Annotated in this window: 24 protein-coding genes; 10 read left to right on the plus strand and 14 right to left on the minus strand. The window is 70.2% G+C overall.

What is annotated here, in order from left to right:
• Window positions 1-5: 5 nt before the first annotated feature.
• A complete protein-coding gene (locus IG08_RS0148975) occupies window positions 6-578 on the minus strand; it encodes a class I SAM-dependent methyltransferase (RefSeq protein WP_030619956.1) in 573 nt (190 codons plus the stop codon).
• Between the two features lie 56 nt (window positions 579-634).
• Between IG08_RS0148975 and IG08_RS0148980 the strand changes: the two genes are divergently transcribed.
• Window positions 635-1,408, plus strand: coding sequence for an AraC family transcriptional regulator (locus IG08_RS0148980; protein ID WP_030619959.1), 774 nt, complete (start codon window positions 635-637; stop codon window positions 1,406-1,408).
• Here the strand turns inward: IG08_RS0148980 and bla are convergent.
• Complete coding sequence (gene bla / locus IG08_RS0148985) at window positions 1,401-2,309, minus strand: class A beta-lactamase (RefSeq protein WP_052425245.1); 909 nt, start codon at window positions 2,307-2,309, stop codon at window positions 1,401-1,403. The two genes, IG08_RS0148980 and bla, sit on opposite strands and share 8 nt — an antisense overlap.
• A 90-nt stretch (window positions 2,310-2,399) precedes the next feature.
• Here bla and IG08_RS0148990 point away from each other — a divergent pair, with 90 nt between their 5' ends.
• On the plus strand, window positions 2,400-3,542 hold the full coding sequence (locus tag IG08_RS0148990; RefSeq protein ID WP_030619967.1) for an abortive infection protein: 1,143 nt from the start codon (window positions 2,400-2,402) through the stop codon (window positions 3,540-3,542).
• On the opposite strand, the gene IG08_RS0148995 is transcribed toward IG08_RS0148990, so the two are convergent.
• Window positions 3,530-5,011 (minus strand): alpha/beta hydrolase, encoded by a 1,482-nt coding sequence (locus IG08_RS0148995; protein ID WP_030619970.1) that lies wholly within the window; start codon window positions 5,009-5,011, stop codon window positions 3,530-3,532. The genes IG08_RS0148990 and IG08_RS0148995 overlap by 13 nt on opposite strands.
• A gap of 302 nt (window positions 5,012-5,313) precedes the next feature.
• Window positions 5,314-5,874, minus strand: a complete 561-nt coding sequence (locus tag IG08_RS0149000; protein ID WP_052425246.1) for a peptidoglycan-binding domain-containing protein — start codon at window positions 5,872-5,874, stop codon at window positions 5,314-5,316.
• Between the two features lie 482 nt (window positions 5,875-6,356).
• Between IG08_RS0149000 and IG08_RS0149005 the strand changes: the two genes are divergently transcribed.
• A complete protein-coding gene (locus tag IG08_RS0149005; protein WP_030619977.1) occupies window positions 6,357-7,325 on the plus strand; it encodes an AraC-like ligand-binding domain-containing protein in 969 nt (322 codons plus the stop codon).
• Between the two features lie 248 nt (window positions 7,326-7,573).
• Here the strand turns inward: IG08_RS0149005 and IG08_RS0149010 are convergent, their stop codons facing one another.
• Both IG08_RS0149010 and IG08_RS0149015 read right to left on the minus strand, forming a co-directional pair.
• Window positions 7,574-8,230 (minus strand): M15 family metallopeptidase, encoded by a 657-nt coding sequence (locus IG08_RS0149010; RefSeq protein WP_030619980.1) that lies wholly within the window; start codon window positions 8,228-8,230, stop codon window positions 7,574-7,576.
• Between the two features lie 236 nt (window positions 8,231-8,466).
• Window positions 8,467-11,514 (minus strand): AfsR/SARP family transcriptional regulator, encoded by a 3,048-nt coding sequence (locus IG08_RS0149015; protein ID WP_030619983.1) that lies wholly within the window; start codon window positions 11,512-11,514, stop codon window positions 8,467-8,469.
• A gap of 329 nt (window positions 11,515-11,843) precedes the next feature.
• Between IG08_RS0149015 and IG08_RS62050 the strand changes: the two genes are divergently transcribed.
• Entirely contained in the window at window positions 11,844-12,716 is an 873-nt protein-coding gene (locus IG08_RS62050; RefSeq protein ID WP_052425247.1) for a hypothetical protein, read from the plus strand.
• Here the strand turns inward: IG08_RS62050 and IG08_RS0149025 are convergent.
• Complete coding sequence (locus tag IG08_RS0149025; protein WP_030619990.1) at window positions 12,697-12,906, minus strand: DUF397 domain-containing protein; 210 nt, start codon at window positions 12,904-12,906, stop codon at window positions 12,697-12,699. The two genes, IG08_RS62050 and IG08_RS0149025, sit on opposite strands and share 20 nt — an antisense overlap.
• Window positions 12,888-13,721, minus strand: a complete 834-nt coding sequence (locus IG08_RS0149030) for a helix-turn-helix domain-containing protein (RefSeq protein WP_030619993.1) — start codon at window positions 13,719-13,721, stop codon at window positions 12,888-12,890. The genes IG08_RS0149025 and IG08_RS0149030 overlap by 19 nt, the downstream gene beginning before the upstream one ends.
• A gap of 187 nt (window positions 13,722-13,908) precedes the next feature.
• On the opposite strand from IG08_RS0149030, the gene IG08_RS0149035 reads away from it, so the two are divergent.
• Genes IG08_RS0149035 through IG08_RS0149045 form a run of 3 tightly spaced genes read left to right on the plus strand, consistent with a single transcriptional unit; the run spans window position 13,909 to window position 15,768 of the window.
• Window positions 13,909-14,124 (plus strand): hypothetical protein, encoded by a 216-nt coding sequence (locus IG08_RS0149035; RefSeq protein ID WP_030619996.1) that lies wholly within the window; start codon window positions 13,909-13,911, stop codon window positions 14,122-14,124.
• A gap of 28 nt (window positions 14,125-14,152) precedes the next feature.
• Entirely contained in the window at window positions 14,153-14,902 is a 750-nt protein-coding gene (gene recO, locus IG08_RS0149040) for a DNA repair protein RecO (protein WP_030619999.1), read from the plus strand.
• A 29-nt stretch (window positions 14,903-14,931) separates the two neighbouring features.
• On the plus strand, window positions 14,932-15,768 hold the full coding sequence (locus IG08_RS0149045; RefSeq protein WP_030620000.1) for an isoprenyl transferase: 837 nt from the start codon (window positions 14,932-14,934) through the stop codon (window positions 15,766-15,768).
• An 87-nt stretch (window positions 15,769-15,855) separates the two neighbouring features.
• Here the strand turns inward: IG08_RS0149045 and IG08_RS0149050 are convergent, their stop codons facing one another.
• From IG08_RS0149050 to IG08_RS0149065, 4 genes are all read right to left on the minus strand, one after another.
• Window positions 15,856-16,284 (minus strand): Fur family transcriptional regulator, encoded by a 429-nt coding sequence (locus IG08_RS0149050; RefSeq protein WP_030620002.1) that lies wholly within the window; start codon window positions 16,282-16,284, stop codon window positions 15,856-15,858.
• A 72-nt stretch (window positions 16,285-16,356) separates the two neighbouring features.
• Window positions 16,357-17,259: a metal ABC transporter permease gene (locus IG08_RS0149055; RefSeq protein ID WP_030620004.1), complete on the minus strand. Its 903-nt coding sequence runs from the start codon at window positions 17,257-17,259 to the stop codon at window positions 16,357-16,359.
• Entirely contained in the window at window positions 17,259-18,026 is a 768-nt protein-coding gene (locus tag IG08_RS0149060) for a metal ABC transporter ATP-binding protein (RefSeq protein ID WP_030620006.1), read from the minus strand. Before IG08_RS0149060 ends, IG08_RS0149055 begins: the two co-directional genes overlap by 1 nt.
• A gap of 19 nt (window positions 18,027-18,045) precedes the next feature.
• Window positions 18,046-19,005, minus strand: a complete 960-nt coding sequence (locus tag IG08_RS0149065; RefSeq protein WP_030620009.1) for a metal ABC transporter substrate-binding protein — start codon at window positions 19,003-19,005, stop codon at window positions 18,046-18,048.
• A gap of 186 nt (window positions 19,006-19,191) precedes the next feature.
• Here IG08_RS0149065 and IG08_RS0149070 point away from each other — a divergent pair, with 186 nt between their 5' ends.
• The 3 genes from IG08_RS0149070 to IG08_RS0149080 all read left to right on the plus strand — a co-directional run bounded on the left by IG08_RS0149070 (window position 19,192) and on the right by IG08_RS0149080 (window position 22,440).
• Window positions 19,192-20,574 (plus strand): glycine--tRNA ligase, encoded by a 1,383-nt coding sequence (locus IG08_RS0149070; protein ID WP_030620012.1) that lies wholly within the window; start codon window positions 19,192-19,194, stop codon window positions 20,572-20,574.
• A 239-nt stretch (window positions 20,575-20,813) separates the two neighbouring features.
• The gene (locus IG08_RS0149075; protein ID WP_030620015.1) at window positions 20,814-21,824 is read left to right on the plus strand and encodes an aldo/keto reductase; all 1,011 of its coding nucleotides are present in this window, start codon (window positions 20,814-20,816) and stop codon (window positions 21,822-21,824) included.
• Window positions 21,825-21,849: 25 nt separating this feature from the next.
• A complete protein-coding gene (locus tag IG08_RS0149080; RefSeq protein ID WP_030620018.1) occupies window positions 21,850-22,440 on the plus strand; it encodes a TetR/AcrR family transcriptional regulator in 591 nt (196 codons plus the stop codon).
• A gap of 243 nt (window positions 22,441-22,683) precedes the next feature.
• On the opposite strand, the gene IG08_RS0149085 is transcribed toward IG08_RS0149080, so the two are convergent.
• Both IG08_RS0149085 and IG08_RS0149090 read right to left on the minus strand, forming a co-directional pair.
• Complete coding sequence (locus IG08_RS0149085) at window positions 22,684-23,859, minus strand: sialidase family protein (protein ID WP_078656052.1); 1,176 nt, start codon at window positions 23,857-23,859, stop codon at window positions 22,684-22,686.
• On the minus strand, window positions 23,847-24,410 hold the full coding sequence (locus IG08_RS0149090) for an RICIN domain-containing protein (RefSeq protein WP_052425248.1): 564 nt from the start codon (window positions 24,408-24,410) through the stop codon (window positions 23,847-23,849). Before IG08_RS0149090 ends, IG08_RS0149085 begins: the two co-directional genes overlap by 13 nt.
• Window positions 24,411-24,426: the final 16 nt, after the last annotated feature.

Here is a 24,426-nt window from a genome sequence, read left to right on the forward strand (position 1 = left end):
GGGCTTCAGGGTCGCCGGCCCCGGAACCGCAGGCCCCCGCTCTCCGGGTGCAGGTCGACCGCCACGTCCGTGAAGCCGGCCTCCTTCAGGCGGGCCGGCAGGGTCGCCGGGTCGAGCGTGTTCATCGTGTCCCGGAGGTGGAGGAGACGGAAGCGGAGGCTCGGCTGGCTGTCGCTGCCGGCGAAGGTGCCGCCGGGGCGCAGGACACGGAACGCCTCGGCGAAGATGCGGTCCTGGTGGGCGGCCGTGGGCACGTGGTGGAGCATCGTGAAGCAGACGACGGAGTCGTACGACGCGGAGGGCAGCGGCAGGTCCGCGCCGTCGGCGAGGACGATGTGGGCGCGCTCGCCCCACCGTTCCTGGAGCAGCCGGACCGTGTCGGCGTCGATCTCGGCGGCCGTCAGACGCGGGACCAGGTCGACGAGGACGCGGAGGTTGGCGCCGTAGCCGGGGCCGATCTCCAGTACGTCCCTGCCGAGGTCCACGTCCTCCAGGGCCCAGGGGAGGAGGAAGTCCTTCGTCTTCTGCGCCCAGTCCTCGGAGCTGCAGATCCTGCGGTGTGCTCGGTTCATCGGCATGCCGTCGACGCTAGGCGGGACGTACGGCTGTCCACCACGCGCTAGTGTGCCGTCCCATGTCGGGAAACGGACAGTACCGTCCCTACGACACCGCCGGATCGGGCATCTTCGTCGGCCACTTCAGCATGCCGCGCGGCAGCTACTTCGGCACGCACTGGCACGACAAACACCAACTCGCCTGGTCCGCCCAGGGGTTGCTGCGGGTGAGCAGCGAGCAGGGCGCGTGGCTGCTGCCGCCGGGGCTGGCCCTGTGGATTCCGGCGGGACTTCCGCATACGACGGAGTCGGCGGGCGGTGCCGTCATGCGCAGCCCGTACGTCGATCCGGCGTACTGCCCGCACATCGACTGGAGCGAGCCGACCGTCGTCGCGGTGACGCCGCTGCTGCGGGCGCTCATCGACCATCTCATCCGCAACGACCTTGCGCGGGACGCCCGTTCACGCGCCGAGGCCGTTCTCCTCGACGAGCTGCATCCGGTGCCGGTCACCAGCGTCTCCGCGCCCCTGCCCCGTGATCCGCGCGCACGCAAGGTGTCGGAGGCGCTGCGGGCCGACCCGGCCGACGCCCGCACCCTCGCGGCCTGGGGCGCCGAAGTCGGCGCGAGCGCCCGCACGTTGGCCCGTCTCTTCGTCGCCGAGACGGGTCTCGCCTTCGGCCAGTGGCGCGAACGGCTGCGCATGCAGGCCGCGATGCCCCACCTCGCCGCCGGCCTCCCGATCGAGGCCGTGGCCCACCGCGTCGGCTACGCCACGGCCAGCTCCTTCACGGCGGCCTTCCACCGGCTGGTGGGGGTCACGCCGAGGCAGTACTTCCCGTTGCCGGTCAGCTGAGGGTGAGGGTCTTGGCGATCAGCGCGGCCGTGTCGGCGACCAGCTCGTCGTCGCGTGCCGCGTCCTGGTCGGGCTTGGTCGTCAGCACGGCGAGCACGATCGGGGCGCCGTCCTCGGTCCAGGCGATGCCCACGTTGTTGTTGGTGCCGTAGGAACCACCTCCCGTCTTGTCGGCGACCGTCCAGGCCTTCGGCAGGCCGGCGCGGAAGCGGGTGGAGCTGGTCGTGTTGTTCAGCAGCCAGTGGGTGAGCAGCCCGCGGTCGCGGCGGCCGAGCGCGTCACCGAGGACGAGTCGGCCGTACGTACGGCCGATCGCGCGCGGGCTCGTCGTGTCCGTGATCCGCCACGGTTCGGCCGAGTTGAGTGCGGTCTCCCAGCGGTCGAGGCGGGTCACCGGGTCGCCGAGGGAGCGGCAGAATCGGGTGATCGCGGTGGGGCCGCCGAGCTCGCGCAGGAGGAGGTTGGCCGCGCCGTTGTCGCTGTAGGTGATGGCGACGTCGGCGAGTTCGGCGACGGTCATGCCGTCGGCCAGGTGCTCCCTCGTCTTGTCGGAGCCCTCCGGCAGGTCGGCCTCCGTGTAGTGGATGCGGCGGGCCAGGAACTCGCCGTGCCGGTCCAGATCGCGCAGGACGGCCGCGGCGGCCAGGGTCTTGAACACGGAGCACATGGGGAAGAGCTCGTCGGCGCGATGGCTGACGAACCGCTCCGTCGCGAGGTTGTGCGCGAACACGCCCAGCCGGGCGCCGTGTCGGGCCTCCAGCTTGCGCAGACCGGTGGTTGCGCCCGAGGGAGAGGCGTGTGCGGGCGTACTGGTCATGAGGGAGGCGGTGGTGGCTGCGAGAAGCGTACGGCGGGCTAAGATCGCGCTCTCCTTCGGTCGGCGGACGTGGACGATCTCCATAGTGATCGACGCCGGATGTCATCCTTTGGTTGCGGCGCCGTAGACCATCGGCGGACAGCGGTGCGGGTGAGCGCTCGCCACAGTGGCCGTATGGAGAACACCAAGGGGATCAATCGGGCGCAGTTCCTGGCCGGGGCGGCGGCACTGGGGCTCGCCGGTGCGGTGCTACTACCGGCTCACGGTGCACAGGCGACGCAACGGGCGGCACTGAGGGGCCAGAGGGGACTGACCCGCCGGGGTGTCGTCTACACCGTCGGGGAGGGCGAGACGCCGGCGACCGGGTGGAGCGCCGCCCGCATGCGGGCGGACATCCGCGCCATCCGCGACGACCTGCACGCCGACACCGTCGACGTCACCGGCGACGGCGTCGAACGCCTCACCGCCACCGCTGCCGAGGCCGCCGAAGCAGGACTGCACGTCTGGCTCCAGCCGACCCTCGGGGACGTCCCGGAGCGGGACATCCTCGAACACCTCGCGGAGACCGGCCGGTTCGCGGAACGGCTGCGAAGGCAGGGCGCGAGCGTCGAGTTCAGCGTGGGCTGCGAGTTCTGGCTGTTCGTGCCGGGGATCGTGCCGGGGGAGACGGTCCTGGACCGCATCGAGAACCTGCAGAACGGCACGGTCGACTGGGAGAAGATGCAGCGCCTCCTGGACCGCTTCACCGCGAAGGCGGCCAAGGTGGGCCGCTCCGTCTTCCACGGCCGCCTGAGCTACGCCGCCGCGCAGGACGACAAGGTCGACTGGAATCTCTTCGACGTCGTCGGCATCGACTACTACTCCTACCTCCCCAACAAGGCGGACTACACAAGGGAGTTGAGGAAGTACCTCCGCTGGGGCAAGCCCCTCGCCATCACCGAGTTCGGCACCTGCACCTTCGTCGGCGCCCCCGAAGCGGGCGGCATGGGCTGGGACATCGTCGACTACGACAAGGACCCACCGGAGATCAAGGGGAACCCGGTCCGCAGCGAACGCACCCAGGCCGCCTACCTGACCGACCTGCTGGACGTCTTCGAGTCGATGAACCTGTACGCGGCGATGGCCTTCGAGTTCGTCACCGCGGATGCCCCGCACCGGGCCGACAATCCGCGCTACGACCTCGACATGGCGAGCTACAGCATCACCAAGGCGATCAAGGACCGCCCGGACGACCCGCGTTCGGACTGGCACTGGGAGCCGAAGGAGGCGTTCCACGCGGTGGCCCGCAGCTACTGCCAGGCGCGTCAGCGGCAGTAGAGGTCCGCGCCGGGCCGCTCACCGGTGGCCAGAAAACGGGAGACCGCCGCGTCTCCGCACGCGTTGCCGTTGGCCAAGTAGGCGTCGTGGCCGGTGGAGTTCACGGTCACCATGACGGCACGTCGGCCCAGGGCCTCGCGCAGCTTCAGTGCACCGCTCAGCGGGGTGTTGACGTCCCGTTCGTTCTGCACGAGCAGGATGTTGGAGGGGCCCCGATCGGTGACCCTCACCGGCGGCTCCTGGGGCGCGTACGGCCAGGCGGCGCACATCATCGCGTTGCGGGGCATGCCGGCGGTGAGGGGGTACTTGGCGCGGCTCTCGGCGACGCCCTTCTGGTACACGGCGGCGTCACTCGGCCACTCGGCGTCGTTGCAGATGGTGCCGATGCCGACCGCGAGGACGTTCTGCAGGACAGCCTCCGGCGGGGCCGGGGGCGCGGGCGGCACCGTGCCCTGCTGTGCGGACAGCATCAGCTTGGCCAGGGTCGGGTAGTCGTCGGGGTCGACGAGGCTGTTCAGCATGGTCTGGCGCAGGACGTTGCCGTTCAGCTCCTCCGGATTGGCGCCGGGCCAGGGGATCGGCTCACGGTCGAGGCGGGCGGCGAGGCGCAGGAAGAGCGAGCGCACCTCGGCGGCCGAGGTGGCCACGCGGTCCGGATTGCCGGGCGTGGACGCCCACTTGGCGAACTCGGGGAAGTTGTCCTCGGCGCCGACCTCGTAGGCGGCGAGCCAGGCGCGTTCCGCCCGGACCGGGTCGGGGTTGTCGTTGCTGTCCAGCACGAAGCGGTCGGTGCGGTGCGGGAACATCTCGGCGTAGGCGGCACCGACATACGTGCCGTACGAGACGCCCCACGCGGACACCTTGCGCTCGCCGAGCGCGGCCCGGAGGCGGTCGAGGTCGCGGGCGTTGTTCTTGGTGCTGATGTGCCGCATCAGCTCACCGCCGTTGCGTGCGCAGGCGTCGGACACGCGCCGGGCGGTGGTCATGTTTTCGGTGACGGATCCGTCCGGGGCGGGCCAGGGGCGCGTTTTCGTGAGGGCGAGGTCGGCGTGCTCCAGGTCGCAATCGACCGATGTGGAGGGAGCGTTGCCACGCGGTGCGAACCCGATGAGATCGTAGGCGTCCCGCACGCTCTGCGGCAGCTTCTGCCCCTTCCCCGAAGGGTTGTTGAGACTCGACCCGCCCGGCCCGCCGGGGATCAGGAACAGCGCCCCGCGCCGGGCGTCCGGGTTCTCGCTCGGGATCCGGGAGACGGCGATGCCGATCGTCCGGCCGCCGGGGTCGGCGTAGTCCATGGGGACTTCGAGGGTCGCGCACTGCTGGCGGGGGTCGAGCCCACTGCCCTCGCACTTGGTCCACTTCAGCGGCGCGGGCGCGTCGGCGGCCGACGCGGTGAGGGGAGTGACTACACCGAAGACGATGCCGGAGGCGGCGGCGATCAGGGCGAGACTTTGCGTGGTCGGCTTCATGTGAACGAGCCTCGCGGATCTTTGACGAACGCCCCATCCGGCCAACAGCCCTGTCGTTGCGGGGGTTTACCCCACGGTCATAGGTCAGGGTGGCCCCGGTGGCGCCTCTGATCCTCAGGAGCCGGTCGTCCGTGACACTCGCCTCCGATGTGCCTGTCCTTGTACCGTGGTCGGCGTTCGTGTCGGCCGTCAAGGGCGCCGCTTTCGCCGCCTGAGGCCGACGCGACGACTGCGGAAGCCCCGCCGTACCGATGTCGGTCTGGCGGGGCCTCGTCGTGGCCGGGTACGTGCACGGGCAGGGGTCAGCTGCAGGTCCTGGAGTTGTAGGCGGCACTCCTCAAGATCCCGCCTTCCTCGTAAAAGCCCCAGTTGCCGGTGGAGTTGCTGCGGCGGACCGCGAACCAGAACTTCGTGCCGTTGTACCCGCCGTACCGGTACCCGTCACTGTCGGACCCGTTGTCCGTGAGCTTCGTACCGGCCTTGGTCCAGGTGTCTCTCCCGGCCGAGCCGTCGGCGACGAGCCCGCGGTCCCTCTGCCATTTGACAGTGGCGGCATGAGTCTGGTCGCCGAAGATGCCGTCGACGCCAGAGGCGGACAGGTAGCCATCCGCCATGAGAATGGTCTGCCAGAGGCAGGTCACATTCGAGGACCGGTGGGTGGCGACGTTGACGACGCCCTCGTCGGTCCAGTCGTCCGTCATCGTTCCCGCGACCGGGCCGTAAATGTAGGCACGTCCGCTGTAGGAACCGCTGGCGGCAGCGGGGCCGGCGAGCGTCACGCTCATTCCGAACGCGAGGCCGGACGCGATTACGGGTACAGCGGCCCGGCGGAGCAGGCGGTTGAGAACCTTGGACGATGACATGGCTTCTCCTTCGGGTACGAAACCGGCGTCATCGGAAAGACCGGGAGGACGCTGGCTGGGGCATATGGGATGCCAGTGGCGGAAAAAGTCGTGTGTGCGGCTATGGCGTTCCCGCGACAAGACGGTGAGCCTTTTCCATCCTCGGTCTGAGCTGGCGTGATGCAGGCAGAGGACGGCCTGGACAAGGCTCGTGACGCGGGTGTGTGACGCCCCTTTCTCCGGCCTCGTCCATGGACCTTAGGGTCATCGTGAGCTTCGGACTTTGTCACCCGTGCAGGGATCTTTGTCAGTGGTGCACCGCTTCAAGGTGGCGCCGCACCAGGTGAGGGCCCTGTGTGCGCCCGTCGAAGCCGTTGTGCAGCGAGAGGGAATCCCGCCAGACTGATGTCAGGAACTGTGCGTGTCGAGGGGTGACTTGTGGGGGAACGGGCCGAGGTACTGCCAGGCCGACTCTGTGACCGACGTAGACGAGGGTCTGCCTCATGAGCCCGGTCCTGGACACCGCGTTCATACCGCCGCAGGACCGGGAGGAAGTGATCCGGCACGCGGTGTGGGAATCCATGGTGGCGGTCGATATCGACCACCGTCCTCCGGCTGAGGACATCTCCGTTCGTATAGGGCTCGGCACCGTGGGGCCCATCAGGGTCTGTTCGGCGCGGGCGACCGCGGTCGCTCTCCGTCGGACGGAGCGGCTCGCCCGGGAGGACGAGGAGCCGGCCGTCACTCTCGGTGTACAGATGACGGGCAGCAGCGTGGTGGTGCAGAACGGTCGCGAGTGCCTGCTGAGGCCGGGGGAATTCGTCGTCTACGAATCGATCGCTCCCTACACACTTCTCTTCGACGAGGGAGTCGACTACCACTTCATCCGTTTCCCCCGCGCGGCACTCGCGCTCCCCGACCGGTTGCTACGAGACATCACCGCGGTCCCCCTGGGATCCGACAACCCCATTGCGCGCCTCGCCTTCACCTACTTCTCCCAACTGGCCGTCGACGACGACTTGCACCAGGGCGTGCACGCCGACGCCGTCGTGGAACCCAGCGTCGAACTCCTCCGCGCCGTCCTGACGTCCCAGCACGGCAACTCCAGCCTGGCCAAGGGGCCGTTGGAGGCGACACTCAGCCTGCGGGTCACTCAGTACATCCGGGCGCACCTGGCTGATCCCGATCTGTCGGCGGCACGGATCGCCGCCGCACACGGCATCTCCGTGCGTCATCTCTACACTGTGCTGTCCCGGTCGGGCATCAGTCTCGGAGACTGGATCCGTACACGCCGCCTGGCCGAATGCAGGCGAGAGCTGGCCGGCCCGAACGGCCGACTGCGGACCATCGCAGCGATAGGACGAAGGTGGGGCTTCATGGACGCGACCCACTTCAGCAAGGTGTTCAAACAGGCATACGGAATCTCGCCTCGGGCCTGGCGCGACCAGAACCACCCCCGCTCCTCCGCATGACCGGCCTTGGGCGCTCGGTCTGGGGCTGCCACCAGGCGACCAGCGGCAGTTCTCCGGTTTCGGTGGGCTCCGCGGTCGTGGCGCCGTCACGGGCGCGGTCGAGCGCACCCCGAGCCGGCTGACTCGGCTGTCCTGGCCCTGCGCCCGGCCGTCGACCACCTACTGGCGAGGGTGCGCTTCGATGCCCCGGCCTGGCCGGACAAGAGCCCGTCCGTGCAGTGTGAGGGCCCCGACAAAGACTGACGCCGCTACCCGTCCAGGCCCGTCGGCCCGTACAGGGCGGTCCGGGCACCCGTCAGCAGCGCCCAGTAGCGGTCGCCGTAGGACCAGTGCCACCACTCGGTGGGGTAGTTGACGAGTCCGGCCGTGCTGAGTGCCGCGCAGAGGGTACGGCGGTTCGCCCGCGCCCGCTCGTCGATGCCCGGTGCGTCGGTGTAGCAGGCGCCGTCGCTCTCCTCGGGGCTCGCGTCGACAGGCGTGCCGAGGTCGAGTTCCTCCCCGGCGGCGGTGCACAGGGTGACGTCCACGGCGGCGCCGGCCACGTGCGGCCCGATCTCCGGGGGTGAGAGGGATCTGCTGGTCTGGGTCCGCAGGTGGTCCTCCGGCCAGTCGGGATGGGCCCGGCGCAGTTCGGCCGCGTACTCCTCGAAGTACCGGATCTGCAGCTCGAGCGGCCGGTACCCCTCGGTCACCAGCAGGTGCACCCCGTCGGGCAGCAGCCGCGCCGCCCGCGCGAGCCGCCAGGCGACACCCTCGCGCACCCTCGCGTAGGCCCCGGCCGGGTCGGCCTGCCGGGGGTCCACCGTCACGAAGGGCAACTCCCGCAGATCGGCGAGGGGCTCACCGCATTCCTCGACGGGGATGCGGGCGACCTCGGGGGCGTTCATGAGGATGATCGGGGGCATGCGTCGTCTTCCGGTCGTTCAGGTGATGGTGTTCGTCGTACGGCCGCGCGACTGGACCCCGGGGAGGACCGGTGCGGTGACGGTCGCTCCCCGGGGCTTCCCCCCTGGGACAGTGGCTGTTTGCTCCTCCGGGAGCGCGGACCGGCCGAGTGCCCCTGCACCCGGCCGGTCGGCGATTCCCCCGACACCGACCAGGCTTGCGCAAGCCGCTGTAAGTTCTCTGCAACTCCGGGCCTCTACGGCTCGTACCGCTCCCGTGCCGCGCACGCGACGAAGACCTCCATGGCCTCCGCGCGCAACGCGGCCGCCCCCACCGTGTCGCCCGACGCCTCACGCGTCGCCGCCAGGTCGCGCAGCGTACGGGCACGAGGCAGCCGTAGACCCAGCACGTCCCACAGGGCGACGGCGGTGGTCAGCAGGTCCTCCGCCTCGCCCAGGCGGCCGTCGGCGAGCGCGCACTCGCCGAGCGTGCGGACCGTCAACGCCTCGCCGAAACGGTCCTGTTGGGTGCGGCAGACGCCCAGCACGTCCTGCAGCTCGGCCTCCGCCTCCGGGACGCGGCCCATCCGCAGCCGCGCCTTCGCCCGGGCCCGCCCCGCGTACGCCGCCATCAGGGAATCGCCCAGCGCGACGAGAATCTCCCGGGCCCGTCCGGCCAGCGCTTCGGCCTGCTCGTACGTCCCCATCGACCGCCGTACGAGGCTCAGCGTGCGCAGCGTGAGCGCCTCTCCCCGTCTGCTGCCCAGCCGCCGGTATGCCCGCAGTGACTCGTCGAGCAACGTCAACGCACCTTCGTGGTCGCCGAGTTCGAGCCGTACGGAGCCGGCGAACCGGCAGGTCAGGCCGGTGCCGGTGTTGTCGCCGAGGTCGCGGAAGCCGGCGGCGGCACGGGCGAGGGCCTCGTCGGCGGCGCGCAGTTCGCCGGTCTCCCGGTTGTTGCTGCCGAGACCGGCGAGGGCGGCGGCATGACCGTGCGGGTCGCCGACCTCCGCACACAGCCGCTCGGCCTGCCCGAAGTACTCCTGGGCCTCCGCGTAACGGTCCTGCTCGTACCGCAACTGCCCCAGCCCGATGAGCAGCAGCGCCTCCCCGCCACGGTCCTCGGCCCGCCGCGCGGCGGCGAGCGCGGCATCATGGCTGCGCCACCACGCGTCGAAGCGGTTTCCCATGGCGAAGGAAGAGGAACACAGCACGGCGGCGGCCGCGCACGCGAGCGAGTGCAGACCGTACCCGGCCGCCCGCTCCACCGCCGTGGCCAGCGCATCGGCCTCGGCCTCGAACCAGGCGAAGGGATCCGCCAGGGCACGGCGGGCGGTCTCGGGGCCGACGTCGGCGAAGGGATCGGGGGAGCCGCCCGTGGACCGGTTCACACCTGCCGGACCCCCGAGATACGGCCGCAGCACCACCACCCCCGATGGCGCCTCCTGCGCCACCCGCTCCACCAGCCGCACCCCCGCCCCCAGCGCACGCCCCATCGCCGCCTTGCGTACGGCGGGCGGGTCCTCCGCCTCCGCGCGTTCGGCGGCGTACACGCGGACCAGGTCGTGCGCCCGGTAGCGCGACTGCCCGGCGGGGTCGGTCCCGGTCCAGTCCAGCAACTGCGCGTCCACGAGCCGCTCCAGGACCTCCTCCGCCTCGTCCTCCGGCCCGTCGACGAGCGCGGCGACCATCCAGGCGGCCACGTCCGAGGCGCCGAGGGTGGCGACCCGGCGCAGTGCGGTGCGGGCGGCGGGATCGAGGGCCTGGTAGCTGAGGCCGAGGCTCGCGCGGACCTCCAGGTCGCCGACCGACAGCTCGTCGAGGCGCCGGCGCTCGTCCGCGAGCCGGTCGGCGAGCACGCGGGGTGTCCAGTGCCTGCGGGTCGCCAGCCGGGCGCCGGCGATCCGCAGGGCCAGCGGCAGCCCGCCGCACAGGGCGACGATCCGCCGGGCGGCGGCCGCTTCCCGCGGGTCGGTCCGGCGCTCGCCGGTGACCCGGCTCAGCAGCTCCAGCCCCTGTATGTCGTCCAGTACGGCGAGATCGGTACGACGGACCCCGCCCAGGCCTCCGAGCCGGGCCCGCGAGGTGACCAGCACCCCGCAGCTCGCGCTGCCCGGCAGCAGGGGCCGCACCTGCGCCTCGCTGCCCGCGTCGTCCAGGACCAGCAGGACGCGGCGCCCGGAGACGAGGCTGCGGAACAGGTCGCCGCGCTCGGCGGTGCCCTCGGGCGGGTCCGCGCCCAGCGCCCGCAGCAGCCGCCCGAGCACCTCGTCGGGCGGTACCGGCTCGCTGAAGCCGTGCAGTTCGGCGTAGAGCCGGCCGTCGGGGTATTCGGCTGCGGCCCGGTGCGCGGCCTGCACGGCGAGCGCGGACTTGCCGACACCGGCGGGCCCGGAGATGACGACCAGGGAGGTGGCCTCGCGGGGCCCGGTGAGGCCGTCGACGACCTCGGCCAGCTCCTCCTCCCGCCCGGTGAAGTCACCGATGGCGGGCGGGAGGACGGAGACGGGGCGGGCGGGGGAGGCGCTGGGTGCGGCCGTGCTCCGGGCCGGCAGCAGCGCGGGGTCGGCCCGCAGGACGGCCTCGTGCAGCCGGTTCAGTTCCGGCCCGGGATCGATGCCGAGCTCCTCGGCGAGTACGGCACGCCCCTCGCCGTACACCGCGAGGGCGTCGGCCTGCCGCCCCGACCGGTAGAGGGCGAGCATCAGTTGGCCGCGTAATCGCTCCCGGGTGGGCCGCGCCCCGACGAGTGCGGTGAGTTCGGTGACGAGCTCGGCCGTGTTTGTGCCGCACTCCAACTCGGCGGTGATCCGCTCCTCCAGGACCGCCTGCCGCGCCTCGTCCAGCCGTACGGCCTCACTCCACAGGGCCTCCCCGACCCCGCCGAGCGCGGGCCCGCGCCACAATGCGAGGGCCTCGCGCAGGAGTCGGGCGGCGGTGTCGTGGTCACCGGCGCCGGCCGCGCGCCGTCCCTCGCCGGTCAGTTCCTCGAACCGTACGAGGTCGAGGGCGCCGGGGCCGGGCCGGATGAGATAGCCCGGCGGCCGTGTCTCGATCGCCGGCTGCGACGCGGTCCCCGGCAGGGCGCGCCGCAACGCCGAGACATACGTCTGGATCAGCGCCCGGGCCGTCCCCGGAGGGCCCTCGCCCCACACGACGTCGACCAGCGCATCCGCGGACACGACCTCCCCGGACCGCAACAGCAGCGCGGCCAGCAGGGCCCGCGGCTTGGGACCACCGATCCGCAACGGCCTGCCCTCGTACCAGGCCTCGACCGGCCCGAGTAATCGGTACTCGACTCCCACGCTGGCCCCCGCTGGTCATGGCTCCCCAACTTTCATGATGCATACGTGAGTTGAGGGAGAGCGGGGGTTCTTGCGGCGATTCCGGGTGGAACGCGAGGAGATCTCCGAGGTGAGAGCGGAAACGCATTCCGGGGCGGCTACAGGATGGTCGGGGGAAGCCGGAGTCTAACTGGGCACCATGTCTCTCCTGCCCGCCCATGGCTGCGCTTGCTGTGACTGGTTCGGGAACGTCGCCGGGGTTCCGGACGACGTGGTCGGCTGGTACCGACTGCCCGGGCTGCGCGCAAAACCCGGTGACGTTCCGAGGGCCGCATGGAACCCTGACCCGCGTGACACTCCCCACCACCACTCCCTACGACGCGGATCGCGCCGCCTACTCCCGCGAAGACCTCGCTCGTCTCGTTCTCTGTTCGCAGGCCGTGGACACCGCGGGCGCCGCGCATGCCCTCGTGGCGACGCGCAACGACGTGGACACCGGGCTCGGTGGACGGGTCAGTGAGGCGGTGCGGCTGACGCAGGCCGCGGAACGCACGCTCGTGCGAGCCGTGGTGTACGAGCGGGAGCGATGGGGGTCCCCCCGCGCGAGGTTGTTCGAGCGTGGGGGAGCGTCCTGGGCGGAGATCGGGCAGTACCTGGGGATCGGCGAGGCGGAGGCGGAGGAGCGGTACGCCCCCGAACTCGCCCGCTGGGGCGCCGCGTTCGAGGTTCCGTACCGTCTGGATCCGACCGGCCGCAAGCGCGTCCCCCGGCTTCCCCAGGCCGCGTACGACCCCAGGAGTGCCGTCCGTCAGCTCGATCTCTGGGCCGGCCTGCACGTCACGATCCGCGACCGGCACGCCGTGAGCGGGGGACTGGCCCACAACCCCGCCCCGCACGAACTCGACGGCCCTGTCCGCAGCCGGAACCTCCGCACCTTCCTCGAGCTGCTCTCCGGCTACCTCGGCTACGAGTTCGACGACACCGACTGGGACACCATCGCCCTCGGTATCGAACCGACCGACGACGAGGAGGACGTGGCCGCCTGGTACACCTATCCACTCGAAGGCAGCATCCACGCCGTGCGGGTCAGCCTCGCGTACGCCCGGCCCTACCCCGAGGACGACGACGGCGAGCCCGACACGGTGTCCGTCCTCGTCGCCGGCGCCGACTCCGGCGACCTGCGCCTAAGGATCGACACCCTGATCACGGCGTTGGCCGAGTAGCCACAGCTCCCGTGAACTCCGTCCAGGCGGCTGCCCCGACCAACAGCACGGGACCGGCGGGGAGTTTGCTGTCACGGACCGGGACGACGCCGGGGACTCCGTCGGCGACCTCGACGCACGACTCGCCGCCGCTGCCGCCGCTGTAGGTGCTCTTGCGCCAGCGGGCGTTGGTCACGTCGTACCCGTGCATCGTCTGTAGTCCTCCGCCGCCGACTCGATCAGGGCCAGGGACACCTCCGGTGATGCGGCGGCGGCCCTGAGCAGATCGTAATCCGCCTGTGTCTGCTTCACTACGGCCGGATCGTCCAGGAGGTTCCCCGAAAGCACGCCCTCTGTATAGACGGTCGGCGGGGCGTCCTCGAACTCCATGAGCGTCATCATCTTGCCCATCTGTGGGTGCGCTCCTGCCGAGAATGGCAGCACCTGCACCAGGACCTGGCGGCTGCGCACCAACGCTGCGATGTGGTCCAGTTGCTGGGCCATCACCGCGGGGGAGCCGACCGGGACGCGCAGGACCGTCTCGTGCAGGAGTGCCCAATACACGGGCCGTGTAGCGTCCTTGAGGAGCTGGGCACGCTCCATACGGAGGCCGACCATCTCCTCGATGTAGGTGTCGGCGACAAGCGGGTTGCTCGCCAGGTAGATCGCACGGGCGTACCCGGGTGTTTGCAGGAGACCCGGTACCACGGCCGGCGCCCACTCGCAGATGGTCGTCGCCAGCCGTTCCAGCTCTGCTGCGTGGGCGAAGTAATCCGCGTACCGCTGTTCTTTGATGAGCTTCCGCCACAGCCGCTCGAAAAAACCATCGGTTTGTAGCTCCATGTCAATCCGCTTTGCCACGTCCAATTGCGGCTTCCGGATCGCCTGTTCGAACTGACCGATATAGCCACCGGAAACGAAGACCCGTGTCCCCAGCTCCGCTTGAGTGATCCCCGCATCCTCCCGCCGTCGCTTGAGTTCCGTCCCGAAGAACTCCCAAGCCGCCTGCCGCGAACCGTTGGCCACAGCCAACCCCCTAGCGCTGACCCGCACTTGTAGTGCACAGACTCCTGCCGAGTGTAGGTAAAACGGGTCACGCTGGAGATGCAAAGCGTGAAACTCGAAAAGAGCGGGGAGCACGGTGGAGGCGCACCGCACACACCACTCGGAATTGTGCGTCGCGTTCGTTACGGTCGTTAATTAAGGAGAGGTAATGAAACCCCCCGTCGGCAGCCACGTCGTGGATACGCGCAGCGGAAAGGTCGGGATCGTCATGGGGCACGAAGGGCCCTACGTCCAGCTGAGACCGTACGGCGGGGGCAGGGAGTGGGACGTGGAGCCCGGCGCCGTACGGGGCGCCACCTCGGCCGAGCGGCTGAGCGCGGCGACGGCGTATGCCAACGCCCGCAGTCGGGGTGAGGTCCCTTGAAGGGGCTGCCGTACGAGAGAATGGGGCCATGAGCCTGTTCCGCGACGACGGCATCGTGCTGCGCACCCAGAAGCTGGGTGAGGCGGACCGGATCATCACGCTGCTCACCCGCGGTCACGGACGGGTACGGGCCGTGGCCAGAGGGGTGCGCAGGACCAAGTCCAAGTTCGGCGCCCGCCTCGAACCCTTCTCCCATGTCGACGTGCAGTTCTTCTCGCGGGGGAGCGAGCTGGTCGGGCGCGGGCTGCCGCTGTGCACACAGAGCGAGACCATCGCGCCGTACGGTGGCGGGATCGTCGCCGACTACGCGCGGTACACCGCCGGGACGGCCATGCTGGAGACCGCCGAGCGGTTCACCGACCACGAGGGCGAGCCGGCGGTGCAGCAGTATCTGCTGCTCGTCGGCGCCCTGCGGACCCTCGCCCGCGGCGAGCACGCCCCGCACCTCATCCTCGACGCCTTCCTCCTGCGCTCCCTCGCGGTCAACGGCTACGCGCCCAGCTTCAGCGACTGCGCGAAGTGCGGGATGGACGGGCCGAACCGGTTCTTCTCCGTCGCGGCCGGAGGTTCCGTCTGCGTGGACTGCCGGGTGCCGGGGAGTGTCGTACCGTCGCCACAGGCCCTGGAACTCCTCGCCGCGCTGCTTACGGGAGACTGGGAGACCGCGGACGCCAGCGAGCCGCGGTATGTGCGGGAGGGGAGCGGGTTGGTGTCCGCCTATCTGCACTGGCATCTGGAGCGCGGCCTGCGTTCACTTCGGTACGTGGAAAAGTCCTAGCAAGCAAGCACGAGGAGACGAGAAGCACCATGGTCGTACGCGGGTTCCTGGGGCGTCAGCGCCGCGAGTACAAGGCGCCGGAGCCGCATCCGTCCGGTGCCCGCGCGCCGAAGCTGCCGGGTGAGCTGGTCCCCGAGCATGTGGCGATCGTCATGGACGGGAACGGCCGTTGGGCGAAGGAGCGCGGGCTGCCGCGCACCGAGGGCCACAAGGTCGGTGCCGAGCGCGTGCTGGACGTCCTCCAGGGCTCGATCGAGATGGGTGTGCGCAACATCTCCCTCTACGCCTTCTCCACCGAGAACTGGAAGCGCTCGCCGGACGAGGTGCGCTTCCTCATGAACTTCAACCGGGACTTCATCCGCAAGACCCGCGACACCCTCGACGAGCTCGGTATCCGGGTCCGCTGGGTGGGCCGTATGCCCAAGCTGTGGAAGTCGGTGGCCAAGGAGCTCCAGGTCGCCCAGGAGCAGACCAAGGACAACGACAAGCTCACCCTGTACTTCTGCATGAACTACGGCGGCCGCGCCGAGCTCGCGGACGCGGCGCAGGCGCTGGCGGAGGATGTGAAGGCGGGCCGCCTCGATCCGTCGAAGGTCAACGAGAAGACCTTCGCGAAGTACCTGTACTACCCGGACATGCCGGACGTGGACCTCTTCCTGCGGCCGAGCGGCGAGCAGCGCACCTCCAACTACCTTCTCTGGCAGAGCGCTTACGCCGAGATGGTCTTCCAGGATGTGCTGTGGCCGGACTTCGACCGGCGCGACCTGTGGCGCGCGTGCGTGGAATTCGCTTCGCGGGACCGGCGCTTCGGCGGGGCGATTCCCAATGAGGAGCTGCTGGCCATGGAGGGCCGGACGGAGGACTGACGGTGCGCCGGGGTGCGCGAGAGGGTTTTCGCCCCCGCCGCCCCTACCCGTCCCGTCCTTCTGGGGCTCCGCCCCAGACCCCGCTCCTCAAACGCCGGAGGGGCTGATTTTCGCGGCGCAATCCGCGCAGGTGCCGAAGATCTCCACCGTGTGCGCCACGTTCACGTACCCGTGCTCCGCCGCGATCGCGTCCGCCCACTTCTCGACGGCGGGACCTTCCACCTCCACCGCCTTGCCGCACACCCGGCAGACCAGGTGGTGGTGGTGTTCGCCGGTGGAGCAGCGGCGGTAGACGGACTCGCCGTCGGAGGTGCGGAGGACGTCGACCTCACCGGCGTCGGCGAGGTTCTGGAGCGTGCGGTAGACCGTGGTCAGTCCGACCGCGTCCCCCTTGTGCTTGAGCATGTCGTGGAGTTCCTGCGCGCTGCGGAACTCGTCGACCTCGTCGAGGGCCGCCGCCACGGCGGCCCGCTGCCGGGTGGCGCGGCCCTTCACGGGCGGTCCTGCGGTCGTCACCGGTTCCTCCTCTTTCGGCTCGCCTGACGTCTGAGCCTGCCGGGCCATTGTGCCAGCCCGGCCTGTGCCCGGTCAGACGCCGACCTTGCCGCCCGCCTCCCGACTGGCCGGAATCGCGCACTCCGTCGGGTCTCCGGCGGGCTGCGCGGCCGCCGCCGCACGCGCGCGGCGGCGGGCCAGCGGGGTCGCCAGCGCCGTCATGGCGACGAACGCCGCGATGGTCAGCAGCACGATCGTCGCGCCGGGCGGCACGTCCTGGTAGTACGACGTCACCGTGCCGCCGATCGTCACCGTCACGCCGATGGCCACCGCCACGGCGAAGGTCGCGGCGAAGCTCCGGGTGAGCTGCTGCGCGGCCGCCACCGGCACGACCATCAGGGCCGACACCAGCAGCAGGCCCACCACGCGCATGGCCACCGTCACCGTCACCGCCGCCGTGATGGCGGTCAGGAGGTTCAGGGCACGCACCGGGAGGCCCGTGACCCGCGCGAACTCCTCGTCCTGGCTCACCGCGAACAGCTGGCGGCGCAGGCCGATCGTGACCAGCACCACGAAGGCCGCGAGCAGGCAGATCGCCGTCACGTCCGACTCGGAGACGGTGGACAGGGAGCCGAAGAGGTACGAGGTCAGGTTGGCGTTGGAACCGCCCGGCGCGAGGTTGATGAACATCACGCCGCCGGCCATGCCGCCGTAGAAGAGCATCGCGAGGGCGATGTCGCCGCGGGTGCGGCCGTACCAGCGGATCAGCTCCATGGCCACGGCGCCGAGGACGGAGACGAGCGTGGCCATCCACACCGGCGAGGCGTTCAGCAGGAAGCCGAGGCCGACGCCCGTCATCGCCACGTGGCCGATGCCGTCGCCCAGCAGGGCCTGGCGGCGCTGGACGAGGTAGATGCCGACGGCGGGGGCGGTGATGCCGACCAGGACGGCGGCGAGCAGGGCCCGCTGCATGAAGGCGTAGTCGAGGAAGTCCATCAGCTCAGCAGTCCCGTCCGGATCGGTTCGGCGTCGTGAGCCGCGTGCGGGTGTACGTGGTCATGGCCGGGGAGGGCGTGCTGGCCGACCGCCTTCGGGGGCGGACCGTCGTGCAGGACGCAGCCGTCGCGCAGGACGACCGCCCGGTCGATCAGGGGCTCCAGGGGGCCCAGTTCATGGAGGACCAGGAGCACGGAGATGCCCTGCGCCACCTGCTCCCGCAGGGTCTGCGCCAGCACCTCCTGGCTCGCCAGGTCGACGCCCGCCATCGGCTCGTCCATGATCAGCAGCTCCGGCTCGGCGGCGAGCGCGCGGGCGATCAGGACGCGCTGGTGCTGGCCGCCTGAGAGGGCGTTCACGGAGTCCTTCGCGCGGTCGGCCATCCCGACCAGCTCCAGGGCCCGGCGTACCGCCGCGTGGTCGGCCTTGCGGAGCATGCCGAAGCGGGCGTGGGCGAGGCGGCCGGAGGAGACGATCTCGGTGACCGTGGCGGGGACGCCGCCCGCGGCGGTGGTGCGCTGCGGGACGTAGCCGACGCGCGCCCAGTCGCGGAACTGCTGCCTGGGGGTGCCGAAGAGCTCGATCTCGCCGGCGACGGCCGGCACCTGGCCGATGATCGTGCGCACCGCGGTCGACTTGCCGGAGCCGTTGGCGCCGAGCAGCGCGACGACCTCACCGTGGTTCACGGTGAGGTCGATGCCGCGCAGGACAGGCCTCGAGCCCAGGTCGGCGCGTACGCCGCGCAGGGAAATGACGGGCTCGGTCATGCCGTCCTCCGGTTCTTGCTCACTTGGCTCCCAGGGCCGTCTGCAGGGCCTTGAGGTTCGCTTCCTGGACCGAGAAGTAGTCCTTGCCGCGGGACTTGGAGGTGATGCCCTCGATCGGGTCGAGGACGTCCGTCTTCAGGTTCGCGTCGGAGGCGATGGTCTTCGCGGTCTTGTCGCTGACGAGCGTCTCGTAGAACACGGTCGTGACGCCGTCGGCCTTCGCCATCTTCTCAAGGTCCTTCACGCGCGCGGCGCTGGGCTCCGACTCGGGGTCGAGGCCGTTGATGGCCTCCTCGGTCAGGCCGTAGCGCTCGGCGAGGTAGCCGAAGGCGGCGTGGGTGGTGATGAACACCTTGGTCTTGGTGTTCTTCAGGCCGTCCTCGAACTGCGTGTTCAGGGCGTCGAGCTTCTTCACCAGGGCCGCGGTGTTCTTCTTGTAGTCGGCTGCGTTGTCCGGGTCGGCCTTCTCGAAGGCCTTGCCGACGCCCTCGGCGACCTGGGCGTAGCGCACCGGGTCGAGCCAGATGTGGGGGTCGAGGCCGGCCAGTTCCTCGTTCGCGTGGTCGTCGTGCTCGGCCGCGTGGCCGCCGACCTCGTTGCCGTGCTTCTCCAGCGAGGTGAGGGAGGCGGCGTCGATCTTCGTCTTGACCTCGGACTGGGCCACCGCGTCGTCGACGGAGGGCTGGAGGTTCTTGAGGTAGAGCACCGCGTCGGACTCCTGGAGCGCGGCGGTCTGCTTGGCGCTGATCTCCAGGTCGTGCGGCTCCTGGCCGGGCTGGGTGAGGCTGGTGACGCTCACATGGTTCCCGCCGATCTGCTCGGCGAGGAAGGCCATCGGGTAGAACGACGCGACGACGTCGAACTTGTCCGTGTTGGTCGCGGCCGCGCTGTCGGAGGAGCAGGCGGACAGGGTTCCGAGACCGAGAGCGGTGGCCGCCGCGATCGCGATCTTGGATATGTGCTGTCGTCGTACGTTCATGACAGTCATTTTCAACAATTATGGAAACCGTTGTCAACAAGCCAGGGTAAGAGGGGGGTGAGACCCCGCGGGGCGGGTCCGCAGTCCGAACCGATTTGATTGAGGGGGAGTCCCCGCCGGTAACCTGAAGCATTCGCTCTGAAGCATCCTCGCTTCGTCGCCCGTCGTCGTAATGAAGAGAGCACCGTGGCCGCCGACAAGATCGACACCATCGTCAGCCTGAGCAAGCGCCGTGGCTTCGTATTCCCCTGCAGTGAGATCTACGGCGGACAGCGCGCCGCCTGGGACTACGGGCCGCTGGGTGTCGAGCTCAAGGAGAACCTGAAGCGCCAGTGGTGGCGCTACATGGTGACGTCGCGCGAGGACGTGGTCGGTATCGACTCGTCCGTCATCCTGGCCCCCGAGGTCTGGGTCGCCTCCGGTCACGTCGCCACCTTCTCCGACCCGCTGACCGAGTGCACCTCCTGCCACAAGCGGTTCCGTGCGGACCACCTGGAGGAGGCTTACGAGGCCAAGCACAAGCGCCTCCCGGAGAACGGCCTGGCGGACGTCAACTGCCCCAACTGCGGCAACAAGGGTCAGTTCACCGAGCCCAAGCAGTTCTCGGGCCTGCTCTCCACGCACCTCGGCCCGACGCAGGACACCGGCTCCATCGCCTATCTTCGCCCCGAGACCGCCCAGGGCATCTTCACCAACTTCGCCCAGGTGCAGACCACTTCGCGCCGCAAGCCGCCGTTCGGCATCGCGCAGATGGGCAAGTCCTTCCGCAACGAGATCACGCCCGGCAACTTCATCTTCCGCACCCGCGAGTTCGAGCAGATGGAGATGGAGTTCTTCGTCAAGCCGGGCGAGGACGAGAAGTGGCAGGAGTACTGGATGGAGCAGCGCTGGAACTGGTACACCGGCCTGGGTCTCCGTGAGGAGAACATGCGCTGGTACGACCACCCGGCGGAGAAGCTCTCCCACTACTCCAAGCGCACCGCCGACATCGAGTACCGCTTCCAGTTCGGCGGCAACGAGTGGGGCGAGCTGGAGGGTGTCGCCAACCGCACCGACTACGACCTCGGCGCGCACTCCAAGGCCTCCGGCCAGGACCTGTCCTACTTCGACCAGGAGGCCGGCGAGCGCTGGACTCCGTACGTCATCGAGCCCGCGGCCGGTGTCGGCCGCGCGATGCTCGCCTTCCTGCTCGACGCGTACATCGAGGACGAGGCCCCGAACGCCAAGGGCAAGCTGGAGAAGCGCACGGTGCTGCGCCTCGACCACCGCCTCGCCCCGGTGAAGGTGGCCGTCCTGCCGCTGTCCCGCAACCCGGAACTGTCGCCGAAGGCCAAGGGCCTCGCGACCGCGCTGCGCCAGAACTGGAACATCGAGTTCGACGACGCCGGCGCCATCGGCCGCCGCTACCGCCGCCAGGACGAGATCGGCACGCCGTACTGCGTGACGGTCGACTTCGACACCCTGGACGACAACGCGGTCACGGTCCGCGAGCGTGACTCGATGAAGCAGGAGCGCATCTCCCTCGACCAGATCGAGGGGTACCTCGCCGGGCGTCTGCTGGGCGCCTAAGCCCTCCGCTGGTTATGCGGTTCGTTTACCGCGGGCCGGTGGGGGCTGGTCGCGCAGTTCCCCGCGCCCCTTCAGGGCGCTGCCGTACTGCACCGGACTTCGCCGGGTCTGCTTAGATCCGTCCGGAACGCCGGGTGGGCCGAAAAGGCCCGCTCGGCGTTTTTTGTTGCCCGGGTTTCGTGACAAATGACAGCTGACAGATATTGAAATCTGTCAGCTGTCATGTCATGGTGAAGGGCATGACGATGCGAACCCGAACCCTCGGAACCACCGGCCCCCACGTCTCCGTCCTCGCCCTCGGCTGCATGGGCATGTCCCCGGTGTACGGCGACGCGGACCGCACGGAGTCGATCGCGACCGTTCACGCCGCCCTCGACGCGGGTGTGACGCTGCTCGACACCGGCGACTTCTACGGCATGGGCCACAACGAGATCCTGCTCGGCGAAGCCCTGCGCACGGCCCCCGCGGACCTGCGCGAACGCGCCCTGCTCAGCGTGAAGTTCGGCGCCCTGCGCAGCCCGGACGGCGCCTTCCTCGGTGTCGACGGACGCCCGGCCGCGGTCCAGAACTTCGCCGCGTACTCCCTCCAGCGCCTCGGCGTCGACCACATCGACGTCTACCGGATCGCCCGGGTCGACCCCGACGTGCCGATCGAGGAGACGGTCGGCGCCGTCGCGGAGCTGGTCGAGAAGGGGTACGTCCGTCACATCGGCCTCAGCGAGGCCAGCGCCGCCAACATCCGGCGGGCCGCCGCCACCGCGCCCATCGCCGACGTACAGCTGGAGTACGCGATCATCACCCGCGACATCGAGCGGGAGATCCTGCCGACCACCCGTGAACTGGGCATCGGCGTCACGGCGTACGGCGTGCTCTCCCGCGGTCTGATCTCCGGCCACGTCACCCGCGACCACCGGTTCACCCCGGGCGACTTCCGCGCCCACTCGCCCCGCTTCCAGGGCGACAACCTCCAGCACAACCTGGACCTGGTCGAGGCGCTGCGGAAGATCGCCGAGCAGAAGGGAGTCTCCGTCGCGCAGATCGCCTTCGCCTGGGCGCTCTCCCGCGGCGAGGACATCGTGCCGCTCGTCGGTGCCCGTACCCGCGAGCGGCTCACCGAGGCGCTGGGCGCGCTGGACGTCACGCTGGACGGGGCCGACCTGACGGCGATCGAGGAGGCCGTGCCGGCGGACGCCGCCGCGGGCACCCGCTACCCGGCGGCGCAGATGCCGCACCTCGGCACCGAGCAGTGAGCGCCGGGCCGGGTACGGTCTGATCATGGCACCGACCCCACAGACCCTGACCGCCGAGCGCATCCTCGAAGCCACCGAGGAGGTGCTGCGCCGGCACGGCCCGGCCAAGGCCACCGTGGTCGACGTGGCCCGCGTGCTCGGGGTCAGCCACGGCAGCGTCTACCGGCACTTCCGGACGAAGGCGGCGCTGCGGGAAGCGGTGACGAAGCGGTGGCTGGACCGTACGACGGACACCCTGTCCGGCATCGTCACCGAGGGGGACCGCACCCCGGAGACCCGGGTGCGCGACTGGCTCGCCGCCCTCTACGCCGCCAAGCGCCACAAGGCGGCCGGCGACCCCGAGCTGTTCGCCACGTACTCGGTCCTCGCGGGCGAGAGCGGCGACGCGGTGCACACCCATCTCGCCGACCTTCTCGGCCAGTTGACGCGGATCATCCGGGCGGGCGTCGAGGCCGGGGACTTCACCGCCCCCGACCCGGCGACCACCGCCCGCGCCGTCTTCCAGGCCACGGCCCGCTTCCACGACCCCGGGTACGCCCGGGACTGGGAACTCCCGGGCGCGGAGGAGGAGTTCGAGGCGGTACTGGAGCTCGTGGTGCGGGGGCTGCGCTCCTAGGGCCTGTCCGGCGGCTCATGCCGGCGTCGCGGGCCCTGGCACGCATATCTGCTGCGTTGTCGTCACTCGCCGACTCCCCCACGCTCGAACAACCTCGCGCGGGGGGATCTCCATCGCGTCGCCCGCCGCGGCAGCGGCTGATGTCAGCGTCTCCTCCGCCTTGCCGCCGCACGCACCAGACCCCGCTCGGGTCGCCTGGCGAGCGCCGTGTCCTGCAGCCGGCCTGATCCGCCGGACATGGCCCTAGGTGTCGGAGATGTCGAGCTTGCTCACCAGGATGGCCGAGGTGTCGTGCTCCCAGACGATGAAGTACTTGCCGGGCGCGTACTCGTCGCCCATCGGGTACGTGTCCCAGCCGGCGCCGGTGCCGGCCGGTGTCGGGTCGGTGGGGCCGGTGGGGTCGGCGAACAGCTTGCTGCTCGACCAGGCCGCGCCGGGGCTCTTGGTCCGGTAGTTCATGGCCTGCCGGATCGGGTTCGTCTTGGTGTTGTAGATGGTCAGGTACCGGCCGGTGCTGTCCTTGGTGAAGTAGCCCTTGGAATCGTTGTTGGGCACGTTGGTGTCCGTGCTCAAGGCGCCCCAGGACTCGCCGCCGTTGGTGCTGACGGCCGTCAACGCGAAGGTCGGCGACGTGCCGTCGGCGGGCGTGCTGCGGGCGACCATGAGCAGCTTCGTCGGGTCGTCCTGCGAGATGACGAGCTGCGGTTCGCCGGGCAGGTAGGCGGTCGGGTTGGCTGCGGCGGTGCCGGCCGTCCAGGTCTGGAGGTTGTCGGAGTACAGCGCCCCGACCTGCCGGCCCGTCCACCAGACCGGCATGACGTATCTTCCGGTGGCCATCTGGACCGGGCGTCCGGCGAGGGCGAGGTTCCCATGGTCGGCGAGCGGCAGGTTGACGGTGAAGTCGTGCCAGGTGTGCCCCCCGTCGGTGCTCTCCTTGGCGACGATGGCGTTGATCGGCAGGCCCGAGTACTCCGAGGGCGAGGTCCTGCCCATGTACGCGATGATGCTGTTGCCCGTCTTGTAGAGCTCGACGTAGTGCCAGGAGTATTCGCTGGTCTCCTGCGCCAGCGTCTGCGGCCGGCTCCAGCTGGTGCCGCCGTCGGTGGTGTACGAGTAACGGATGTACCCGTGGTCGAAGACCGACTTGTCGGGGGCGGTGATCACCGAGGCGGTCGTGCCCTCCCGCCAGACCACCACCGCGTCGTTCTCGCTGGTGCTGATGATGTCGGGGGTGCGGGGCCCGTCGCCCTCGGTCGCCGTGTTCTGATAGGCCGTCATCGGCGCGGAGATACTCGCGGCGGACGCGCGGTCGGGTGCGATGAGCAGGGTCACGAGCAGCGCGGCCACGAGACCGAGGAGCCCGGCCGGCACGGCCACCCGGGGCCGACGCGAGGACCGCTGTTCCATTACCAGAGCCATTGCTGATCCTTGTTGTCGCCGCAGGTCCACTGAGCGGGCTTGATTCCGTTGGTCGTGTCGGTGCTGAGGACGGCCAGGCAGAACTTGCTGTTGTAGTTCATCAGCCGTTCGCTGCTGTCCTGCGCCCAGACCTGCTCGCCGCCGTCACCGCCGTCGCACGTCCACTGGATGGGGTTGGCGCCCTGCACCTTGGTGCTGCTCGCCATGGCGAGACACTTGCCGGTCGCCAGGTTCTTCACCTGGTAGCCGCCCGTCGCGGGGATGAGTGCCCAGTACTGGCTCTCGCTCGTGCTGCACGTCCACTGGATCAGCTCGGCTCCCTCCTCCGCGCTGGCGCCGCCGGGCACGGCGAGGCACTTCCCGGTGCCCTGGTTGTAGAGCCGGGCGTAGACGGGGTCCGCGGCGGCCTCGGCGGTGACCGCCGCGGTCGTGGTGGTCGTGGTGCTCTCTGCCGCCGTCGCCGTGCCGGTGAGGGAGGAACCGGACAGGAGGGGCGCGGTCAGCAGAGCGACGGCCGCCATGGCGAGGGGGATCCGGAAGGTTCTACCCATGAAGGAGTTCTCTCGA

This window comes from Streptomyces fulvoviolaceus (assembly GCF_000718165.1).
Taxonomy (GTDB): domain Bacteria; phylum Actinomycetota; class Actinomycetes; order Streptomycetales; family Streptomycetaceae; genus Streptomyces; species Streptomyces fulvoviolaceus.